Here is a 16754-nt window from a genome sequence, read left to right as displayed (position 1 = left end):
TTATGGACAATACGTTAGAAAAGGAATCGATGAATTTCATCGAAATCACTCCCCGGCATAATTCGATTTCCTACGCCCCCGAATTGGGGGACTCGGAAGTGGAACAAGCCGTGGCTTTGATCGAAAAAGTGGCGAAAAAGTATCCGAACGCCCAATCCCTGGAATTTCTGAAAGCGGCGCCTTTGCTCGCTCAGGAGTTGCCGCATTCGCTTCGCAATTACGTTCACGAAGTTCGACTGAGGGAGAAACCGGCGGCGTTCGTGATCCGTGCCCTCAAAATTATCGGAAAAACATCCGTACCGACTCCGCGGGATTGGAAGGACGTTACTCATCCTTCCTCGACCCACAAGGCGGAGATCTTCCTGGCCTTGGTCGCTTCCTTGCTGGGAGACGTTTTCGGTTGGACTACTCAGCAGGATGGTAGATTCGTCCATGACGTCCTTCCGATGAAAGGCCTGGAAAACGAGCAGGTAGGTTGGAGCAGTTTGACCCAACTGAGCTGGCATACGGAAGACGCGTTTCACGAGGAAAGAGCGGACTATCTTGCACTGCTTTGCCTTAGGAATGTGGACAAAGTCGCCACCATGCTCTGTTCAGTAACTGATCTGGATCTGCCGCCCGAGATCGAAAAGATCTTATGGCAGGAAAGGTTCGTGATCCGACCCGACCAATCCCATACGGCCAAACACAATTCTCTTGAGGCCGGGGCTTTCAAAAAAATAGAAGAGATGTCCAGGAATCCGAAACCCGTCTCGCTTCTTTTCGGAAATCCGAAGAAACCGTATCTCCGGATCGATCCGGATTATATGGAAGCCATGCCCGGAGACGATGAAGCGGCTCATGCATTGGCTACGGTTATCGAAAACATCAATTCGCATATCTCCGATTTGGTTCTACACGAGGGAGATCTTTGCATCATCGATAATCTTCAAGTCGTTCACGGGAGAAGGTCCTTTGTCCCGAGATTCGACGGCCAGGATAGATGGCTAAAAAGAGTGAACGTAAAACGGGATCTCCGGCAATCCGCCGAGTCCTTGGATGTGGGGCTGAGATTGATGCAAACGCTTCCGCAAAAGATAGAAAAGAAAAACGCCGTTGCTAGAGAAATCGATCTGATCGAAGCCGTCCAACCGATACGCGGATTGGCCCTGGCGGCGTGCTTGCAGCATTTCTTTTTCTGCGGGATTTTCGATCTGCTGGCAAATTCCCCCGAAAAGAAATTCGATCTGGACGCACTCGCTTCCGAACTCGGTTTCGAACGGGATCGACTGGAAGGCTTGCTTCGATTCCTGAGGAACGAAGGTTTTATCGAGGGTTTGGAAGCAAAAATCAGGCTCACTCCCAAGGCACATAAGTGGTCCATGTTTCGTTCCTGGTACGAGATGATGGTCGGGGGATACGCGCAGACTTTCCTTTCCATCGACGATGCGCTTCCTAAAGGAAGCCCTCCCGCTCCGCGTAACGCCGAATTGGTGGGAATCGGGAGCTGCGGGATCAGTATGCACGATTCCATTCCGATCGTAATGCGACTTTTGGCGACCCTGAAAAAGAAGCCCGAGCTCGTCATAGATCTGGGATGCGGAAGCGGTTCTTATCTCACGGAGATTTGCAAGAAGTATCCGGATGCCAAGGCGATCGGGATAGAGCCGGACCTGGGCGGGTGCATAGCGGCGGAAAAGCACGTCTCCGAATCCGGCATGGCCGAAAAGATCCAGATCGTGCAGGCGGACGCGATCGAGTATATCAAGAAAATGGAAACTCCTCCGGACGTGATCCTTCTCTGTTTCGTAATCCATGAAGTCCTAGGACAATCGGGAGAGGAACGCGTGATGGAAATGCTCCAATCCGCGATGAACGGAGGACCGGACCAAAGGCTGATCATCATCGATATCGATTATCGCATCGACGAGCCTTCCACCATGAACCACAAACTGGCAGAGGGATATTATAACGCGTACTTTCTGGTGCACCCTTTTACCAGCCAGAAACTGGAAAGCGAAACGTATTGGGATCGCCTCTTCGAGAAGTGTGGATTCGAAATCGAAGCGAAGCTAACGACGGATCAGTCCATAGATTCCACAAATATAGAGCTCGGATGGCTCTTAAAACGGAAAGTATGAGTTCCCAAGTGATAGAAGAAATCTCCTCGGAAAAGGCGATTACAGGAAAGAAACTTTCCCTTCCCTTTATCCTGAACGGGAAAGCGGTCAAGCCGACGGAAGACTCCGAACTTCGCGTCGAAGTGCCTGGTGGAACGGTCGTATTTCCGAGCAGGATGCAGTTCGAAACAAATTTCGACTCCTCCAAGGGGGAGCTGGAAAGAACTCCGACTCAGGAGATCATCGGTTTTTTGCATCGGGTGGGCCGGATGTGGGAAAACGACGAGTACGTCCGTAGAAGGATCTTCATCCGCCAGATCCGTGAGTTCTCGGGCTATTCGGAACAGATGGCGGTGGCGGAGGCGGATTTGATCGCCGCGACTTTGCGAGGTAGTGCCCGTCTTTGGGACACGCTTCAGATCGAATTGGGGGATCGGTTCGTACTCGATTCCTGGATCCGAAAAGAAGACTGCGAAGTGAGAGCTTTTCCGAAAGGATTGGTCGTTCACATTCTTGCGGGGAACGCTCCAATTGCGGGAGTTCTTTCGATTTTGAGATCGATCCTAACGAAAAATCGAACTCTCGCAAAGACCGCCTCCGGAGATCCGATTACTGCCACCCAGCTCGGATTGAGTTTTCTGGATTTGGATCCGAACCATCCTGTGAGTAAGTCCTTTCAAACCGTCTATTGGCCTTCTAACTCTCCCTTCGGCGCTTCGATCCTTCAAAAAGCGGATACGGTCTGCGTTTGGGGCGGAAGGGAAGCGTTGGCTTGGGCGCATAACAATACCCCTCCGGGTATAGAGGTCGTTTCTTTCGGTCCCAAGCAGAGCTTTTGCGTTGTGAAAACGGACGGTATCGATTTAGGAACCGCCGCCCGCTTGGTCGCCCACGACATATCGATGTACGACCAGCAAGCCTGCTTTTCCACGCAGAACATTTTCGTGCTCGGTGACCATCTCTCGTTCGCTAATGCCTTGTCGAAGGAGTTGGAACGTTACGACCGGGTTCTTTCCCCTCCGGAGAGAAGCATAGATCAGAGAGCGGGGGCCGTTCTCGCAAGAGTTCACCATGAATTTCTAGGGGCGACGGTTTCATTCGGAAATTCCGACTCTTGGCAGGTGATCGTTTCCGAGCCTCGGAATAACCTTCGTCACCCCGGCTGTAGAACCGCCTTCGTCTATAAGATCGCTTCTCCGGATCAATTGCTTCCTATGATCGATTCCTCCATACAGACGATCGCCGTTTATCCTTCGGGAATTTTGGATAACGAAAGGGACGAGATCGGAAGGTACGGAATATCGAGGATCGTGGAAGCCGGTTCGAGCGGAATTTATCGGTTAGGAGCTTCCCACGACGGGATGTATCCCATGACGAGATTCGTAAGGTTCGTAAGCACGGAGTATCCGTCTTCCTTTCATCCGAAAGGGATGACGATCCCGTTGGATATGTCCAAGATCATCGAGCATCGTCAGTTCAGGGATTTGTTCGTTTAGAAATCGTAGATTTATTAGGAGATTATAAAATGAAATGGGGAGTCGCTTTAACGACGTATAAACCGCCGCACTGGGACCAGTCGACGGTTTTCAAGAATTCCCGGGATTTCGCCACGGAGGCGGAAGAGCTAGGCTTCGACGATCTTTGGGTGCTGGAACATCATTTCACCGAGTACGGCCTATGTCCGGACGCGATGATGATGGCCGGTTTTCTTTTGGGTATGACGCAGAGAATAAAAGTCGGGACTGCAATCATAGTGGCTCCGTTGAATCATCCCGTGCGCCTTTTGGAACAGGTTTCTCTGTTGGACCAATTGAGTGACGGGAGGTTCATCGCGGGTTTCGGAAGAGGCTTTTTTCCGGCGGACTTCGAGGTATTCGGCATCAACCCTTCCCAAAACCACCGGATGCTGCAGGAATGGATAGATATTATGTTTTCTGCATGGAAGAATAAGGGAAAGGTCTCCTGGGACACCGACCTAATCCGATTCCCGGAGATTGCGGTTTATCCTAGCTGTTCCACGGTTCCGCATCCTCCCGTCTATGTGGTCGGAGAATCTCCCTCCACGATAGAATGGGCGGCGACTCTGGGCATTCCACTGATCATGAACGTTCCACAATCCACCGAACAGGTAAGAGCGAAACTGGATCTGTACGGCGAGATTGCGGAAACGAACGATCACGATCCTAGTAAGATCGATCACGTGATATCCGCGGTCGTTCATGTGGCCGATAGTAGGGAGGAAGCTTACAACGATATCGTCCATAACATAGAGGAATGGCACGAAGACGCGATGAGAGTGGCTTTTTCGAGCGACCAGTTGAGGAATCTGCCGAACTACAGATTCCATTGGTCGCAATTGCAGGATGCGATTCTGAAAGGGGAATCCGATGCAAGCGTCGTGGTAAGAAAAGCCCTGGAGATCAGCCCGGTAGGCACTCCGGAAGACTGTGCTGAGGCGTTCCATTACCTGAAAGAAAAAACGGGAGTCAGCCATTTTATCTGCGGATTCGAAGGAACTCTCGATCGTAAGAAAATTCTATCGAGTATGCGGCGTTTCGCAGAAGAAGTGATGCCTAAATTCTAGGAGAGAGCATGGGTCCTACATATTCAGATATCATTATGGAAAAACCGAGCCTCCGGTCCGTGGGGATTTCGAGAGCCGAAGGGTTGACTGCTTTGGATTCCGTGATATTCAATCGGGAAGACTGGGATAGGATGGATGCCGAAGAGGCTTCCGAACTTAGGAGGGAGGCGATCGGAGAAGCGGTCCGTTTCCATTCGAAAAACTGCCGGGAATACGGAGCCTATTGCGAAAGGAGGAACTTCGATCCCGAAGTTCCTCTGACCAAGGAAAATTTTTCTTCGGTTCCGCAAATTCCCACTTCCGTCTTTAAAACTCGGGAACTCTTGAGCGTACCCAAAGACGAAATCGTACGATGCTTCGAGAGCAGCGGGACTATGGGGATAAAAAGCAGGATTTTTCGCGACGAAATCACTCTAGCCAGATTGTCCGGTTCTTTGCGGAGTTCCGCCAATGTCTGGTCCGATTTGGTCGGGGATGTGGATATCGAAGAAGAAGTCTTTGTGATCCATCTTGGACCTTCCAGGAGAGAAGCGGGATCCGTATGGTTCGGATACGTAATGAGTCTGATCGAGCTGGAAGCGGATACGAAACATCTGATGAAGGACGGAAAGGTAGACATTCGGGAAGCGATTGAAATGGCGTCTGACGCGTTGACGGAAGGAAAAAGGATTCTCGTCGTGGGGGCTCCCTTTTTGATACGGGAATTCTGCGCGCAGGTCCCGGATCGATCCGTGCGCTTCGGCTCGAATCTTTATTTGATTACGGGTGGCGGATGGAAAAAGCAAGGGGGAAGGGCGATTTCTCAGATCGAATTGGCCGAGTTCGCGCGTACTACTTTGGGCTTGGATTCGACAAGGCAGGTTCGGGACGTATTCAATCAGGTAGAGTTGAACAGCGCCTTTATCCAATGCGGCGAAGGAAGATTGCACGCACCTCCTTGGGTGGAGGTCATTGTAAGAGACCCTTTCACATTGGAGCCCTCCGCTTCCGGAACGCCGGGAATATTGACTTATCTGGATCCGACAGCAAGGAGTTATCCAGCATTCATCATCGGAGAGGATTTGGGAATCAAAGAGGAAGGCCCCTGTCTTTGCGGTCGCCATTCTTCGAGCATACGCGTGGATCGGAGGCTGAAGGTTTCCGAACACCAAGGATGCGCGCTCCAGTTGGAGAGGCAATTTGCGTCGGTGAATCTTTCACTTTAAAGGAATCGAAAAAGAATGAATGCGATGGATTTTTTGATCAAAAATAGGGAAGGGCGGAAGCTAATCGCCTGGCAGGATTCCCTCCCCGAGCCGACAAACCCTCCGGTCCTCATTTGCGGCGGGTTTTCCAGAAGGATGAGTACTCTCAGCGCCTTGGCCTGCTATCTCCTGAAAAACGGAGCGAACGTATATAGATTCGATTATCTGGATCATGTGGGTTTGAGCGAAGGGGAGATTCTGGATTTTACCATTGCGAGTATGGAAAAAAGTTTGGAAAGTGTTCTCCCTTGGGTCTCTGCGCTGGAAGGGGAAACGAAAATCAATCTCCTTGCGATCAGTTTAGGCGCCGTGCCTGCCGTTTTTCAGGCGGTCAAAAATCCGAATATCGCGGCTTTGGGCTGTCTTGTCGGAGTCGTCCATGCAAGAAGTACTTTTGAGAGAGTCTTCGGGACCGATTATTATTCCTGGGAATTCGATCGATTGCCTGATACGATCGTCTTCGAAGGACACAAATTAAATCCACGCGGACTCTGGCAGGAAAATCTAAAGACCGGAGTGGCCGATTTTCCCGCCATGAAAGACGCGTTGTCTAAACTCTCCGTTCCCGTAATGAATCTGGTAGCTTCGGAAGACCAATGGCTTACGTTGGAAGAAGTGAACGAGGCCTTCTCCGTTCCGGGAGGAGGGGGAAGGGAAATCGTGGATCTTCCGTACGGCGGACACGAACTGGCCCGAAATCCTTTAGCACTTCGCTTAGCAATGAAGCATATGATCGCCGGATTTTTTTACGACGGGGATATCAGCCGCGTTTCGGATCCTAGTTTCGAAGAAATCGCCGACTTTCGGGTCGCGGACAGGAATCGTTCTCGCGGAAAGGAACTCCACCTTTTCGATCTGAGCCGGAACGAAAAGGAATCCTTTGCCTTCGGTAAGAGCTGATGGGAAGACGCACTTTGGATCTTCCGAAAGTCGCCGACATTTCGGACACTTTTTTGCGTGTGGAGAAATTCGTTCCTTCCTCGCCTCTTTTAACTTCTCCGTTTGTCGGAAAGGATTGTTGGCTCAAGATGGAGTCCTTTCAGCGTACGGGTTCCTTTAAAATCAGAGGTGCAATCGCGGCTTTGACAAAGATTCGACAGGAGGAAAGCATTGTGACTTGTTCCGCCGGGAATCACGGGTTAGCCGTCGCCGTGATCGCGAAAGAGTTGGGAATCAAGGCCACGATCGTAGTCTCCGAAAAGGCTTCGCCAAAAAAGATAGAACTATTGCGTAAAGAGACCGAGGATCTGATCGTTCACGGTGCGGACTACGACGAAGCTGAGGATTTTGCCAGGGAACTGGCGGAAAGTAGGAACGTCAGATATCTTTCTCCCTACAATGATCCCGACGTGATCCTTGGTCAAGCGAGCATAGGAGTGGAATTACTTTCCTCCTTTTCCGGGCCGATCACGGTCGTATGTCCGATCGGAGGCGGAGGACTCGCCGCGGGGATCGGCATGGCTCTTTCTTCCAGACCGGGAAGCAGACTGATCGGAGTGGAAGCGGCCAACTCTGCGCCGATGAGGCTGGCCTTAAATCGGGGAGAAACCGTTCCGATCGACATATTCCCGACCATCGCCGAAGGCTTAGCGGGAAATCTGGAAAGAGGAAGTATCACTGTGGACTTACTATCCAGGTACGCTGAATCCACGCTCTCCGTTACCGAATCCCAGATCAGGGACGGGATGAGTTATTTGGCTTTGCATCACGGGATTGTAGCGGAAGGCGCAGGTTCGGTCGCGATGGCCGCAATCTTGGCGGGAGAGTTTCCGCTCCCGAAGGGACAGCCGTTGATCGCCATCGTATCGGGGAGGAATATAGATCTGGATACCTGGAAGAAATTCCTGGAATCATAAATTCGAATATTCTAAAGCGTTAACGTAAATGTCCCATAAGAAAATTTTAATTTTACACGATTACCAGAAGATCGGAAAGGGGATGATTTCGGCGTTTCCGAAGGATCGATACGAAGTTTCCGTCCTTACTTCCGGGTCTCCCGCAGGAGTATTCCGCTCGGATTTGCCTTCCGACGTGGCCAGAGTCCGCAAGGTCAAGACAGACTGGGGAAAGGATTTTTTTCCGGAGGAGGATCTGCTCAGGGAAACGGAAATCGTCACGAATGACGAAGCTTGCTTATTCGCTTGTTCCCGGCTTAGGCGGTTTTTCGGGTTGCCGGTAAGATCCCCTTCCAACCAGATCGCGTATTCCAACAAGATCGTTATGAAATCCTACCTCTCGAAAGCCGGGATTTCGGTTCCTTCTTTCAAAAGAATCGACTGGGATCTTTACGACTTTCATACTCTTCCGACGGAAGTGGCAAAGGAATTCTCCTTTCCTCTCGTGGTGAAACCGGAGGAAGGAGGTTATAACGAAGGGGTAGAGATATTAAAGGATAAGGATGAATTGAGTCGTTGGGCGGAATTGCATTCGGGAGAGGCGGGGTGGCAATTGGAAACTTTCGTTTCCGGAAGTCTATTTCACGCGAATTCCATCATTCTGGACGGAAAGATCTTTCCCGTCCAAGTCGGAGCATATACGAGTCCGCCTCTAGGAGCCAACTTCGGACGCGGGTTCGGGAGCGTAACGCTTCCGAAAGAACACGGAATTCATGCGATTGGCACGGAACTGAACGTGAAGATCGCGGAAGTTCTAGGAAAGGAAGGTCGTTTTATTCTGCATACCGAATTCTTTATGGATCGGGATCGAAACGCCACGGTGATCGATGTTGCAGCGAGAGCTCCCGGGGCTCTCGTTTCGGACATGGCGGAAATTCATTCGAAGGTGAATTTGGAGGCGGCCAACTTTAGAATGCAGATCGGAGAGGAACCTTGTCTTCCCGACGAGACCGGGATTTTTGCCGGCTGGTTCTGGTCCTGCCCGAAAAAAGACGGATCCGTAACCAGCCTAACCTTATGGGGAGATCACTTCGGAGATTTACTCCGGGACTTAAATGGGATCGCACTCGGAATCGGAAATCTTCAGAGTCTTCCTTGGTTGGAGGAACTTTATGAAAACTAGAATCTTTCCCGCATCGCCGAACCAGATCCGTCATTGGAGGCACGCGTGCAGGTTTCCAGAATCTCCCGCCTTAAATATGACGGTGGGTCTCCGCATGGAAGGTTTCCTCGATCTGGATACCCTTCGACTCGCAGTGGTAAGGACCTTGGAAAGACACGATTCCCTATTCGCGAAACCGTTTTGGGCGGACGGGGAATTGTATTGGGAAAGCGCCGCTTTGAAGGATCCGGATTCCATTCTCGAAATCGTAAGATGCGAAGATAAAAGAACGGTCCTGGAAGAGATTCGGAACGAGGCCAAAAGGCCCTTCCGATTGGAGGAAGAATATCCGGTAAGAGCGAGGATTTTTCCGATCTCGGAATTCGAGAACATCATAATATTAAATGTTCATCATATATCTTTGGACGGTTGGTCCGTCGAACTTCTGATCCGGGAGATCGCGACTCGCTACAACAATCTGTTCTTAGGAGATCCGGATACGAACCCGAAAAAAACGACTTCCTTCGAAGGATTTTCGAAATACCAATCCGAATTCGAACTTACCTCTCACGGAATTTCCGACTCGTCGTATTGGAAAAAGGAATTGGAGAACGCCAAAACCGGAGTCGGATTTCCGCCGGACATTCGCGAGTCGGGCTTTTCTTCCTGGCCTCTCGGTCGTATGTCCTGGAGTTTCTTGACCGCGGAACTTTCGGATCTTACGAAAGAGGCGGCTAAAGTCGCAGGGGTCACTCCGTTCATATTTCTAGTCGGAGCTTTTGCAAGGTTACTCGGCCTGGAAAGCGCCGAAGATGACGTTCTTGTGGGTGTCCCTTTCGTGAATCGTCTCAGGCCGGAAGACGCGAATTTGGTGGGGTTCGTAGTGAATACCTTGCCTTTACGTTTCAAACTTTCCGAACGAAACGATTCGGAGTATATTCGGAATGTTTCACGTACTTGCGGAGCCGCGTTCCTTCATCAAAGATTGCCTTACGTGAATATCCTGCGCGATTTAGGACCGGAGTATGAGACTTCCGCCAAACCGGTTTTTCGGACCATGTTCATTTTACAAGGAAGTCAAACGGCTCGGAATCAGTTCCTAGGTCTGAATTGCAACCAATCCTGGATCTCCACGGGAGGAGCGAAATACGAACAAACCTGGACCATCGAGGAAAGGAACGGCGCTTATACTTTGGATGTGGAATGGAATCCTGAATTATTTTCGGATGAGAAGATCGCTTGCCTGATGGAAAGTTACGGAGAAATTCTGAGAAACCTCGCGAATCATTTTGTCTCCGGCAAGGACGGAAAAGAAGGAGCCGGAGCTGGAAAAAATCTTTCTTGGCCGGAGCTAAAGGATCTTGCGGATTTTTTTTCCGGTCCGATCGTACTGGAATCGGATTCGAATCTGGACCTGAAGATCCGGAGACATGGAGGATAAGTTCCCGTTTATGGAGGAACCTGTCCGATCGATTCACCTTCTCTTTCCTGAAGCGGATCGAATTGCGATTTCGGCCCGCTTGCGATTCGTTCTGGATCCTAGGATTCGGATTACTTCGGGAGAAGAGACTCCGGAGGCGGACTCCTGTCTGTTTTTGGCCCCCCATGAATTCGATCTTTCTACGCAAGTTCGTCATCTGAGAAGTGCTTCTTGGAAATGGGTGCATTTGAGCACTGCGGGATACGATTTTTTTCCATTGGAGGAAGTTCCGGTCGGAACCTGGGTCACCCGGAGTTGGAAAGCGTACGCGGAACCTTTGGCGGAATACGTACTTCGGGCGGTGCTTCGTCATGCGCATTCGAACCTCGGAACCGGAATCCGAGGGCAAAGGATCGGAGTCGTCGGCTATGGAGAAGTCGGTCGACTGGTGACGGAATTACTTCACAAACTGGGAGCAAAGGTTACGGTGTTGAGAAAAAGCGGCGGACCTGTGGAGTTCGGAGAAGTGACTCCTTCCAAATGGGATCTGTTGGATATGACTCAATTGGTTCTGACTCTTCCTCTGAACCGCGAGTCCGAAAACATCCTGGGACGAGAGTTTTTGGCGAGCTGTTCCTCGGAGATGCACTTAGTCAACGTATCGAGAGGGGAGTTGATCGACCAAGAGGCATTGTTGGAGTTCGCACGGTCGAAAGGATTATGGGCCACTTTGGACGTGACCGTGCCCGAACCGTTGCCGCCGAGGCATCCTCTTCGTTTCGAGGAAAGAATCCTGATCTCGGAACATGTGGCTTGGAGCAGCGGTTCGGATCCTTACGGAGCAATCTTGGAAGATTTCACCCAAATCTGGGAGTGTTTGAAGGCGGAAATGGATCCTCCTGGATGTCTTCGGAAAGGCGAGTTCCGGCACCAAGTATCGGGAGCTTAGTACCGATCCACCTAAAAAATACTTGCAAAACATCTATTCACTAATAACTTGTTAAGCATGAAGGATCTGACGGAAAAGCAGCTCGCAGTGCTCCATTTTATTACGAATGTCATTAAAGAACGAGGGTTTCCTCCTACGATCCGAGAAATCGGGGACGAATTCGGAATCACTGCCAAGGGAGCGTACGATCACCTCAAAGCGATCGAAAAAAAAGGATATCTCAAGACTTCTAAGAACCAATCTAGAGCGATCGAGCTCACCCGGCAAAGTCCGTTCGAAGCCCTTCCCGTCCCGACTCCGAGTATTCCTTTGCTCGGTCGTGTCGCAGCCGGACTTCCGATTCTTGCGGAAGAGAATATCGAATCGTACATTCCCGTTCCTGAAGAACTTGCTTCGAAGGGGATGACTTTCGCGTTGAAAGTGCAAGGTGATTCTATGGAAGAAGCCGGGATCAACGATGGAGACATCGCCATCATCCAGAAACGGGACATCGCACGGAACGGCGAAATCGTAGTGGCCCTCATCGGGGACGAAGCGACTTTAAAAGTATATTATAAGGAACCGGATCACATCAGACTCGAGGCTCGAAATCCCAAATACAAACCGATTAAAACGAAAAAGGCAGTCATCATCGGTAAGCTGGTCGGACTGTATCGAGTCTACTAGGCGGGACCGAATTCCGAGTTGACACTTTCTTCCGACGGGAAAAAAATTCTGAAAGAGTGAAATTCCCTTCAACGTACCGTAAATTCGCGGCTTTTCTCCTGTTTTTCTTCGTCGTTTGTGCTTCTCCCAAAAAGGAGATCGGGGACGCGGAATTGAAATTAGTGTTGGATTATCTTGCGGAGGTTAGGTTCGGGGAAAGACTTTCCGCCGTTTCCGAAAAACCGATCCAAACGGACAAACAGATCTTCTTAGCCGCTTGTGAACGTTATAGTTTGGATTCCTCCGCTCTATTCAAGGCTTTGGAAGAGAAGCATCCTTCGATCTATTCCCGCTTGGTAAAAGAAGAATGAAAAATAAGGAAAGGTTGTTTTGGGTCGGAGCCGTTCTGGTTCTGAGTGTTGCTCTCGTATTTCGCCCTTCTCCTGTTCGTGCGATTTCCGAAACATCGGAGAAATACCTGCAATTGTTCCATGAAGTTTTGGGATTGGTCCAAAACGGTTACGTGGAACCGGTCAACGAGGAAAAGGCGTTTGTCGGAGCGATCAAAGGACTGATCGCCTCTTTGGGAGATCCTCATTCCAATTTTTTGGACGAGGAAGAATACCGGCAGATGAAGGAGGAAACCCGCGGGAGCTTCGGCGGATTGGGAATGGAAGTCGCTTTTTCGGACGGAGCCATCGTGGTCGTTTCTCCGATCGAAGATACTCCGGCTATGCGTGCCGGGATCCTACCTCAGGATCGAATCGTGGAAATCGACGGTAAGAGCACGGCAAACCTAGGATATTCCGAAGGGATCAAATTGATGCGCGGAAAACCCGGGTCTTCGGTGACGATCAAGATAGAAAGAAAGAACCAAAAAGAGCCGGTCCAGCTTACCTTGGTCCGTGAAAATATCCAGATCCGTTACGTAAGATCGAATTATTTCAATAAGGAAAAAGTCGGTTATATTCGCTTAAACCAATTCATGGGCGAAAATACCCTGGAAGAATTTAAAAAGCAACTCAAGTCATTGTCTGAGAAGAAAGCGGAAGGATTGATCGTAGACCTACGGATGAATCCGGGAGGACTCTTGCCCTTGGCATCCGCTCTTTCCGATCTTTTTTTAGCTCCAGGGTTAGATATCGTCTCGGTAAGAGGTAGGGGAGGAGAACTCGCGGACACTTCCAAGTCCTCGAATTCCCCCGATAAATTCACCAAAATCCCGATGATCGTGTTGATCAATGAGGGGTCCGCCTCCGCCTCCGAGATTTTTGCCGGGGCCATGCAGGATCACGGTCGGGCAAAAATCTTAGGCACGACTTCTTACGGAAAAGGTTCTGTGCAATTCGTATATTCTCTCTCGCACGGCATGGCGGTGAAACTAACGGTACAGAAATACTATACGCCTTCCGGTCGTTCTCTGCACGGGAAAGGAATCCAGCCGGACGTAGTGGTAAAAGCCATAGAGCCGACGGAAGACGATCGTTTCTATCTCAGGAAGATCGGGGAAAAAAAACTTTTGGATCCTCTGATCGCGAAATATCCCGACTATAGCGAATCGAATTTTCAGCATTTTGAAAAGGCGCTGAAGGAGCAGGGAATCAAACTTTCCTCCGACGTAGCTAGGATCTTGTATAAAAATAGGACCCAAACGGAAAAGGAAAGGACGTTAACCGACGTGGATTTGGATCCTCAACTACGTAAGGCCCTCGAAATCCTGTCGGAAAGAAAATCCTAGTCTACTCCCAATGATCGGGCTCGGTATAGAAAGCAGTTGCGACGAAACAAGCGTGGGTATCGTCAAAGACGGGAGGGAGATCTTGTCCCTCAAGATTTTCAGCCAGATCGATCTTCACAAACCTTTTCGCGGAGTTGTACCGGAAATCGCGTCCCGCTCCCATCTGGAAAAAATCAATGTAGTGCTCTCCGAGTCGATGGAGGAAGCGGGCATAGAATTTGAGGATCTGGATTACGTGGCGGTCACTCGCTCTCCCGGACTAACCGGTTCTTTGATGATCGGGGCGCAGCTAGCCAGATGCATCCATGCGGTTTTTCGGACTCCGATCGTTCCGGTTTGTCATTTGCAATCACACTTCGCGGTTTTACAGTTGGAAGGAGTGGAACCGATTTTTCCTGCCCTCGGCCTATTATTGTCCGGGGGAAATTCCGCAATCTACCGGATTCCCGAGTTCGGAAGGATGGAAACCGTAGGGGATACCATGGATGATGCCTTAGGAGAAGCCTTCGATAAGGTGGCCGGATTGCTGGAATTGCCATATCCGGGCGGACCCGCAATCGAAGAAGAAGCATCCAAATACGTTCCTGAGAAGGGTGAAAAGGATTTACTTCCCCCCTTGTTACGGAATCTGGAACAGGATCGCGTAGCCTTTTCCTTTTCCGGGTTAAAGACCGCCGTGGCTCATTTGATTGCGAAACGCCCCGAACTTTCCGTTCCGAAGGTTTGCTATCATTTTCAGAATACAGCCTTCGAGCTGGTGGAAAGAAATCTGAAAAGAGCCGTTTCCGTGACCGGATGCAGGAGAATCATCGCTGCGGGAGGAGTTTTGGCGAATTCCACTCTAAAAAACAGACTTCGGAAGTTCGCGGAAAAAAATTCTCTGGAATTATTTGCCCCCGCTAAAAAGATCCTTTGCACGGACAACGGAGCTATGGTTGCAACTCTGGGTTATTATTTATTTCGGAAAGGATATTCCACAGGTTTGGAATTTACGGTCAGTCCAGTGAGACAGGAGACGTATGTATGAATCGTAAACTGAATTGGATCCCCAATACGATCACGTTAGGAAATCTTACTATGGGATTCGTTTCCATACTGATCGCGTCCGAGACCGCCGGGAGCGGATCCCAAGGCTATATATTAAGCGGTTTCTTTATACTTCTGGCCGCGATCTGCGACGGGCTGGACGGCATGGTCGCAAGGGCGTTGGATGCCACGAGCGAACTGGGCGCGGATTTGGATAGTCTGGCCGATTTGACGGCTTTCGGTATCGCACCGGGTTTCCTTTTTTATAATATAGTATTGAGCGAATATAAGATCGATGTGTTCGGAAAAGAGAATCTCTTTCCGATCGGAATGCTTATGGCTGCCGTTTTTCCGATCTGCGCCGCCTATCGTTTGGCGCGGTTCAACGTGGCTCACGAGCCGGGTTCGTTTACCGGTCTTCCGTCTCCGGTGGCCGGGGTTACGATCGGATTTCTTCCTATCTTTCTTAACAGGGACACGATTCCGCATTGGGTGACGATTCCTCTTTTTCTTCTCGTCGCGATTCTGATGGTTTCCAACGTGCGTTACGGGAAACCGCAAGTTGCGATTCGATCCAAACTGACACCGGGAAAAGCGGTATTGATGTTGGCTTCCGCAACCGTGCTTCTCTTTTTCGTCGGGTTCCATCGCTGGCCTTGGCTGATTTACGGTCTGATCTTTCTTTATATTTTCTCCGGACTGATTACGTTTATCATTCATGTTCTCCAGGACTTTAGGGTAAAGCTGGACTGATCCGATTCTCCTGAACCGAGTCGACGGAATCTTCCGACAAAGGAAGGAAGAATTGGAATCTAGCGCTGAGCGAGTCCCCTTTGGAGTCTAATCCTCTTGTATGCCGTAGCGTAAGAGCGAAATAAGGGTGATAAATCCGAGCGAATATGTACACGGGTTTGTCCGTTAACCTCAATCCGGTTTCCTCCGGAGTCAGAGATTCCTCAACGAAAGCGGGTTCGCGATTTTTCTCCTTTGCGGCAAGGACCGAAAGTTGTAGCTTCCAATGTTCCGGAAAGTGGAGGCGGGCCGTCGCTTCCGTGAGTTTGTCCCCGTTTTCCCTCCATTCCTGTCCGATTTCCCAGCTCCAAAGCCTTTTCTGAAATCCATAATAGAGTCCTTTCCCGACGGTCCAATCCGTCCTGTCGTAGAATCGATAGGTTCGAATTTGAGCGGAGACCGCGCCCCAAGCCGTGATGAAAAGTCCCAATTTCCCGAAGATCCCTTTTGCAATTCGTTTGTCCGATCCGACCGGATCCGAGGCGGAGCGTTCGAGTTGCACCGCCTCCAATTTCCGGTAATATCCCGGCTCCCATACCAGCCTTAGGAATTTTCCTTTTTCCCCCGGATCGGAGGGGGAAGAGAGGGTAAAGAGTCGGGAAGAAATTCCTTGATATCCGGAGATAAAGAATCTCCGGGCCCGGACGGGATCCTGCCAGTACGCGGATAAGATTCCGTTCGGATCCTGTTTCGTGCCGAACGCCTCCAGCCGGAAACCAAAGGAAGATTCCGGACTTTTCTTCCGAAAAGAATTCGGAATTTCTAATAGAATAAATCCTTCTTTCGTTTCGGGAGAATAAGCGAATTCGGACGTTTCGCCGAAGGGTTTCAGAAAAAAGCCGGGACGTTTGGAGGCTCCTTTTTCCGCGTAATAGAGGCTTCCCATGCTTTGTCCCAGGAACCCGCCCAAAAACGCCGAGCGGATCGTCGGTTGTTCCAGATAAGGAAAGGAGGAAAACTCGAAGTTCTCCCTCAGGAAAAAGAAGTGCCTAGACGGTTTAAATCTGTTTCCGTAGGAAAGATACATTCGGTTCGTTTCTACGGAACCGGAGGCAAGCGGACGTTCATTTCTTTTCTCCAAAAAAAGTTTGGAAGGAACGCAGGGAATTTTTTCCTCTTTCTCGGAGCTCCCACCTTTGCTCGTGCAAAATTCCGTTCTCAACCAGACCGTATCTTTTGTGTCCGAAAAAAATCTGGAATCGTATGTGGAAAACGATCCGCCTATCGCGAGCGGAGAAACGGTTTCCTTGCCCGTAGCGG

Annotated in this window: 15 protein-coding genes; 14 read left to right on the top strand and 1 reads right to left on the bottom strand. The window is 50.2% G+C overall.

Features of this window, described 5'->3' with window-relative positions:
• Positions 1-2 precede the first annotated feature (2 nt).
• The 14 genes from gntD to pssA are packed head-to-tail and all read left to right on the top strand — an operon-like array spanning position 3 to position 15455.
• The gene (gene gntD / locus EHO60_RS15335) at positions 3-2120 is read left to right on the top strand and encodes a guanitoxin biosynthesis L-enduracididine beta-hydroxylase GntD (protein WP_135769090.1); all 2118 of its coding nucleotides are present in this window, start codon (positions 3-5) and stop codon (positions 2118-2120) included.
• Complete coding sequence (locus tag EHO60_RS15330; RefSeq protein WP_135769089.1) at positions 2117-3595, top strand: acyl-CoA reductase; 1479 nt, start codon at positions 2117-2119, stop codon at positions 3593-3595. The genes gntD and EHO60_RS15330 overlap by 4 nt, the downstream gene beginning before the upstream one ends.
• Before the next feature lie 29 nt (positions 3596-3624).
• On the top strand, positions 3625-4683 hold the full coding sequence (locus EHO60_RS15325; protein ID WP_135769088.1) for an LLM class flavin-dependent oxidoreductase: 1059 nt from the start codon (positions 3625-3627) through the stop codon (positions 4681-4683).
• Positions 4684-4691: 8 nt separating this feature from the next.
• Entirely contained in the window at positions 4692-5888 is a 1197-nt protein-coding gene (locus tag EHO60_RS15320) for a LuxE/PaaK family acyltransferase (protein WP_135769087.1), read from the top strand.
• A 15-nt stretch (positions 5889-5903) separates the two neighbouring features.
• Positions 5904-6827, top strand: a complete 924-nt coding sequence (locus EHO60_RS15315) for an alpha/beta hydrolase family protein (RefSeq protein WP_135769086.1) — start codon at positions 5904-5906, stop codon at positions 6825-6827.
• Positions 6827-7783, top strand: coding sequence for a threonine ammonia-lyase (locus EHO60_RS15310; RefSeq protein ID WP_135769085.1), 957 nt, complete (start codon positions 6827-6829; stop codon positions 7781-7783). The genes EHO60_RS15315 and EHO60_RS15310 overlap by 1 nt, the downstream gene beginning before the upstream one ends.
• 28 nt (positions 7784-7811) lie before the next feature.
• Positions 7812-8945, top strand: a complete 1134-nt coding sequence (locus tag EHO60_RS15305; RefSeq protein WP_135769084.1) for an ATP-grasp domain-containing protein — start codon at positions 7812-7814, stop codon at positions 8943-8945.
• Positions 8935-10365, top strand: a complete 1431-nt coding sequence (locus tag EHO60_RS15300) for a condensation domain-containing protein (RefSeq protein WP_167880241.1) — start codon at positions 8935-8937, stop codon at positions 10363-10365. The genes EHO60_RS15305 and EHO60_RS15300 overlap by 11 nt, the downstream gene beginning before the upstream one ends.
• Positions 10355-11293, top strand: coding sequence for an NAD(P)-dependent oxidoreductase (locus EHO60_RS15295; RefSeq protein ID WP_135769082.1), 939 nt, complete (start codon positions 10355-10357; stop codon positions 11291-11293). The genes EHO60_RS15300 and EHO60_RS15295 overlap by 11 nt, the downstream gene beginning before the upstream one ends.
• Before the next feature lie 57 nt (positions 11294-11350).
• Positions 11351-11959, top strand: coding sequence for a transcriptional repressor LexA (gene lexA, locus EHO60_RS15290; RefSeq protein WP_135769240.1), 609 nt, complete (start codon positions 11351-11353; stop codon positions 11957-11959).
• Between the two features lie 56 nt (positions 11960-12015).
• Positions 12016-12309 carry an LA_1448 family UV-C exposure upregulated protein gene (locus EHO60_RS15285; protein WP_135769081.1) on the top strand — a complete coding sequence of 98 codons (294 nt, stop codon included), beginning with the start codon at positions 12016-12018 and terminating at the stop codon, positions 12307-12309.
• A complete protein-coding gene (locus EHO60_RS15280) occupies positions 12306-13676 on the top strand; it encodes a S41 family peptidase (protein WP_135769080.1) in 1371 nt (456 codons plus the stop codon). The genes EHO60_RS15285 and EHO60_RS15280 overlap by 4 nt, the downstream gene beginning before the upstream one ends.
• A 10-nt stretch (positions 13677-13686) precedes the next feature.
• Positions 13687-14703, top strand: a complete 1017-nt coding sequence (tsaD, locus tag EHO60_RS15275) for a tRNA (adenosine(37)-N6)-threonylcarbamoyltransferase complex transferase subunit TsaD (protein ID WP_135769079.1) — start codon at positions 13687-13689, stop codon at positions 14701-14703.
• Positions 14700-15455 (top strand): CDP-diacylglycerol--serine O-phosphatidyltransferase, encoded by a 756-nt coding sequence (pssA, locus tag EHO60_RS15270; protein WP_135769078.1) that lies wholly within the window; start codon positions 14700-14702, stop codon positions 15453-15455. Before tsaD ends, pssA begins: the two co-directional genes overlap by 4 nt.
• Here the strand turns inward: pssA and EHO60_RS15265 are convergent.
• Positions 15436-16575 (bottom strand): hypothetical protein, encoded by a 1140-nt coding sequence (locus EHO60_RS15265; RefSeq protein WP_246028341.1) that lies wholly within the window; start codon positions 16573-16575, stop codon positions 15436-15438. The genes pssA and EHO60_RS15265 overlap by 20 nt on opposite strands.
• Between the last annotated feature and the right edge of the window lie 179 nt (positions 16576-16754).

Origin of the sequence: Leptospira fletcheri (assembly GCF_004769195.1) — a bacterium.
GTDB classification, from domain to species: domain Bacteria; phylum Spirochaetota; class Leptospiria; order Leptospirales; family Leptospiraceae; genus Leptospira_B; species Leptospira_B fletcheri.
The sequence above is the reverse complement of the archived record's forward strand: the minus strand, read 5'-3'. Positions and strand labels throughout refer to the sequence as shown.

Bases quoted from the DNA above. Each gene is read 5' to 3' on its own strand.
- gntD (WP_135769090.1), top strand. From the start codon at position 3: ATGGACAATACGTTAGAAAAGGAATCGATGAATTTCATCGAAATCACT.
- EHO60_RS15330 (WP_135769089.1), top strand. From the start codon at position 2,117: ATGAGTTCCCAAGTGATAGAAGAAATCTCCTCGGAAAAGGCGATTACA.
- EHO60_RS15325 (WP_135769088.1), top strand. From the start codon at position 3,625: ATGAAATGGGGAGTCGCTTTAACGACGTATAAACCGCCGCACTGGGAC.
- EHO60_RS15320 (WP_135769087.1), top strand. From the start codon at position 4,692: ATGGGTCCTACATATTCAGATATCATTATGGAAAAACCGAGCCTCCGG.
- EHO60_RS15315 (WP_135769086.1), top strand. From the start codon at position 5,904: ATGAATGCGATGGATTTTTTGATCAAAAATAGGGAAGGGCGGAAGCTA.
- EHO60_RS15310 (WP_135769085.1), top strand. From the start codon at position 6,827: ATGGGAAGACGCACTTTGGATCTTCCGAAAGTCGCCGACATTTCGGAC.
- EHO60_RS15305 (WP_135769084.1), top strand. From the start codon at position 7,812: ATGTCCCATAAGAAAATTTTAATTTTACACGATTACCAGAAGATCGGA.
- EHO60_RS15300 (WP_167880241.1), top strand. From the start codon at position 8,935: ATGAAAACTAGAATCTTTCCCGCATCGCCGAACCAGATCCGTCATTGG.
- EHO60_RS15295 (WP_135769082.1), top strand. From the start codon at position 10,355: ATGGAGGATAAGTTCCCGTTTATGGAGGAACCTGTCCGATCGATTCAC.
- lexA (WP_135769240.1), top strand. From the start codon at position 11,351: ATGAAGGATCTGACGGAAAAGCAGCTCGCAGTGCTCCATTTTATTACG.
- EHO60_RS15280 (WP_135769080.1), top strand. From the start codon at position 12,306: ATGAAAAATAAGGAAAGGTTGTTTTGGGTCGGAGCCGTTCTGGTTCTG.
- tsaD (WP_135769079.1), top strand. From the start codon at position 13,687: ATGATCGGGCTCGGTATAGAAAGCAGTTGCGACGAAACAAGCGTGGGT.
- pssA (WP_135769078.1), top strand. From the start codon at position 14,700: ATGAATCGTAAACTGAATTGGATCCCCAATACGATCACGTTAGGAAAT.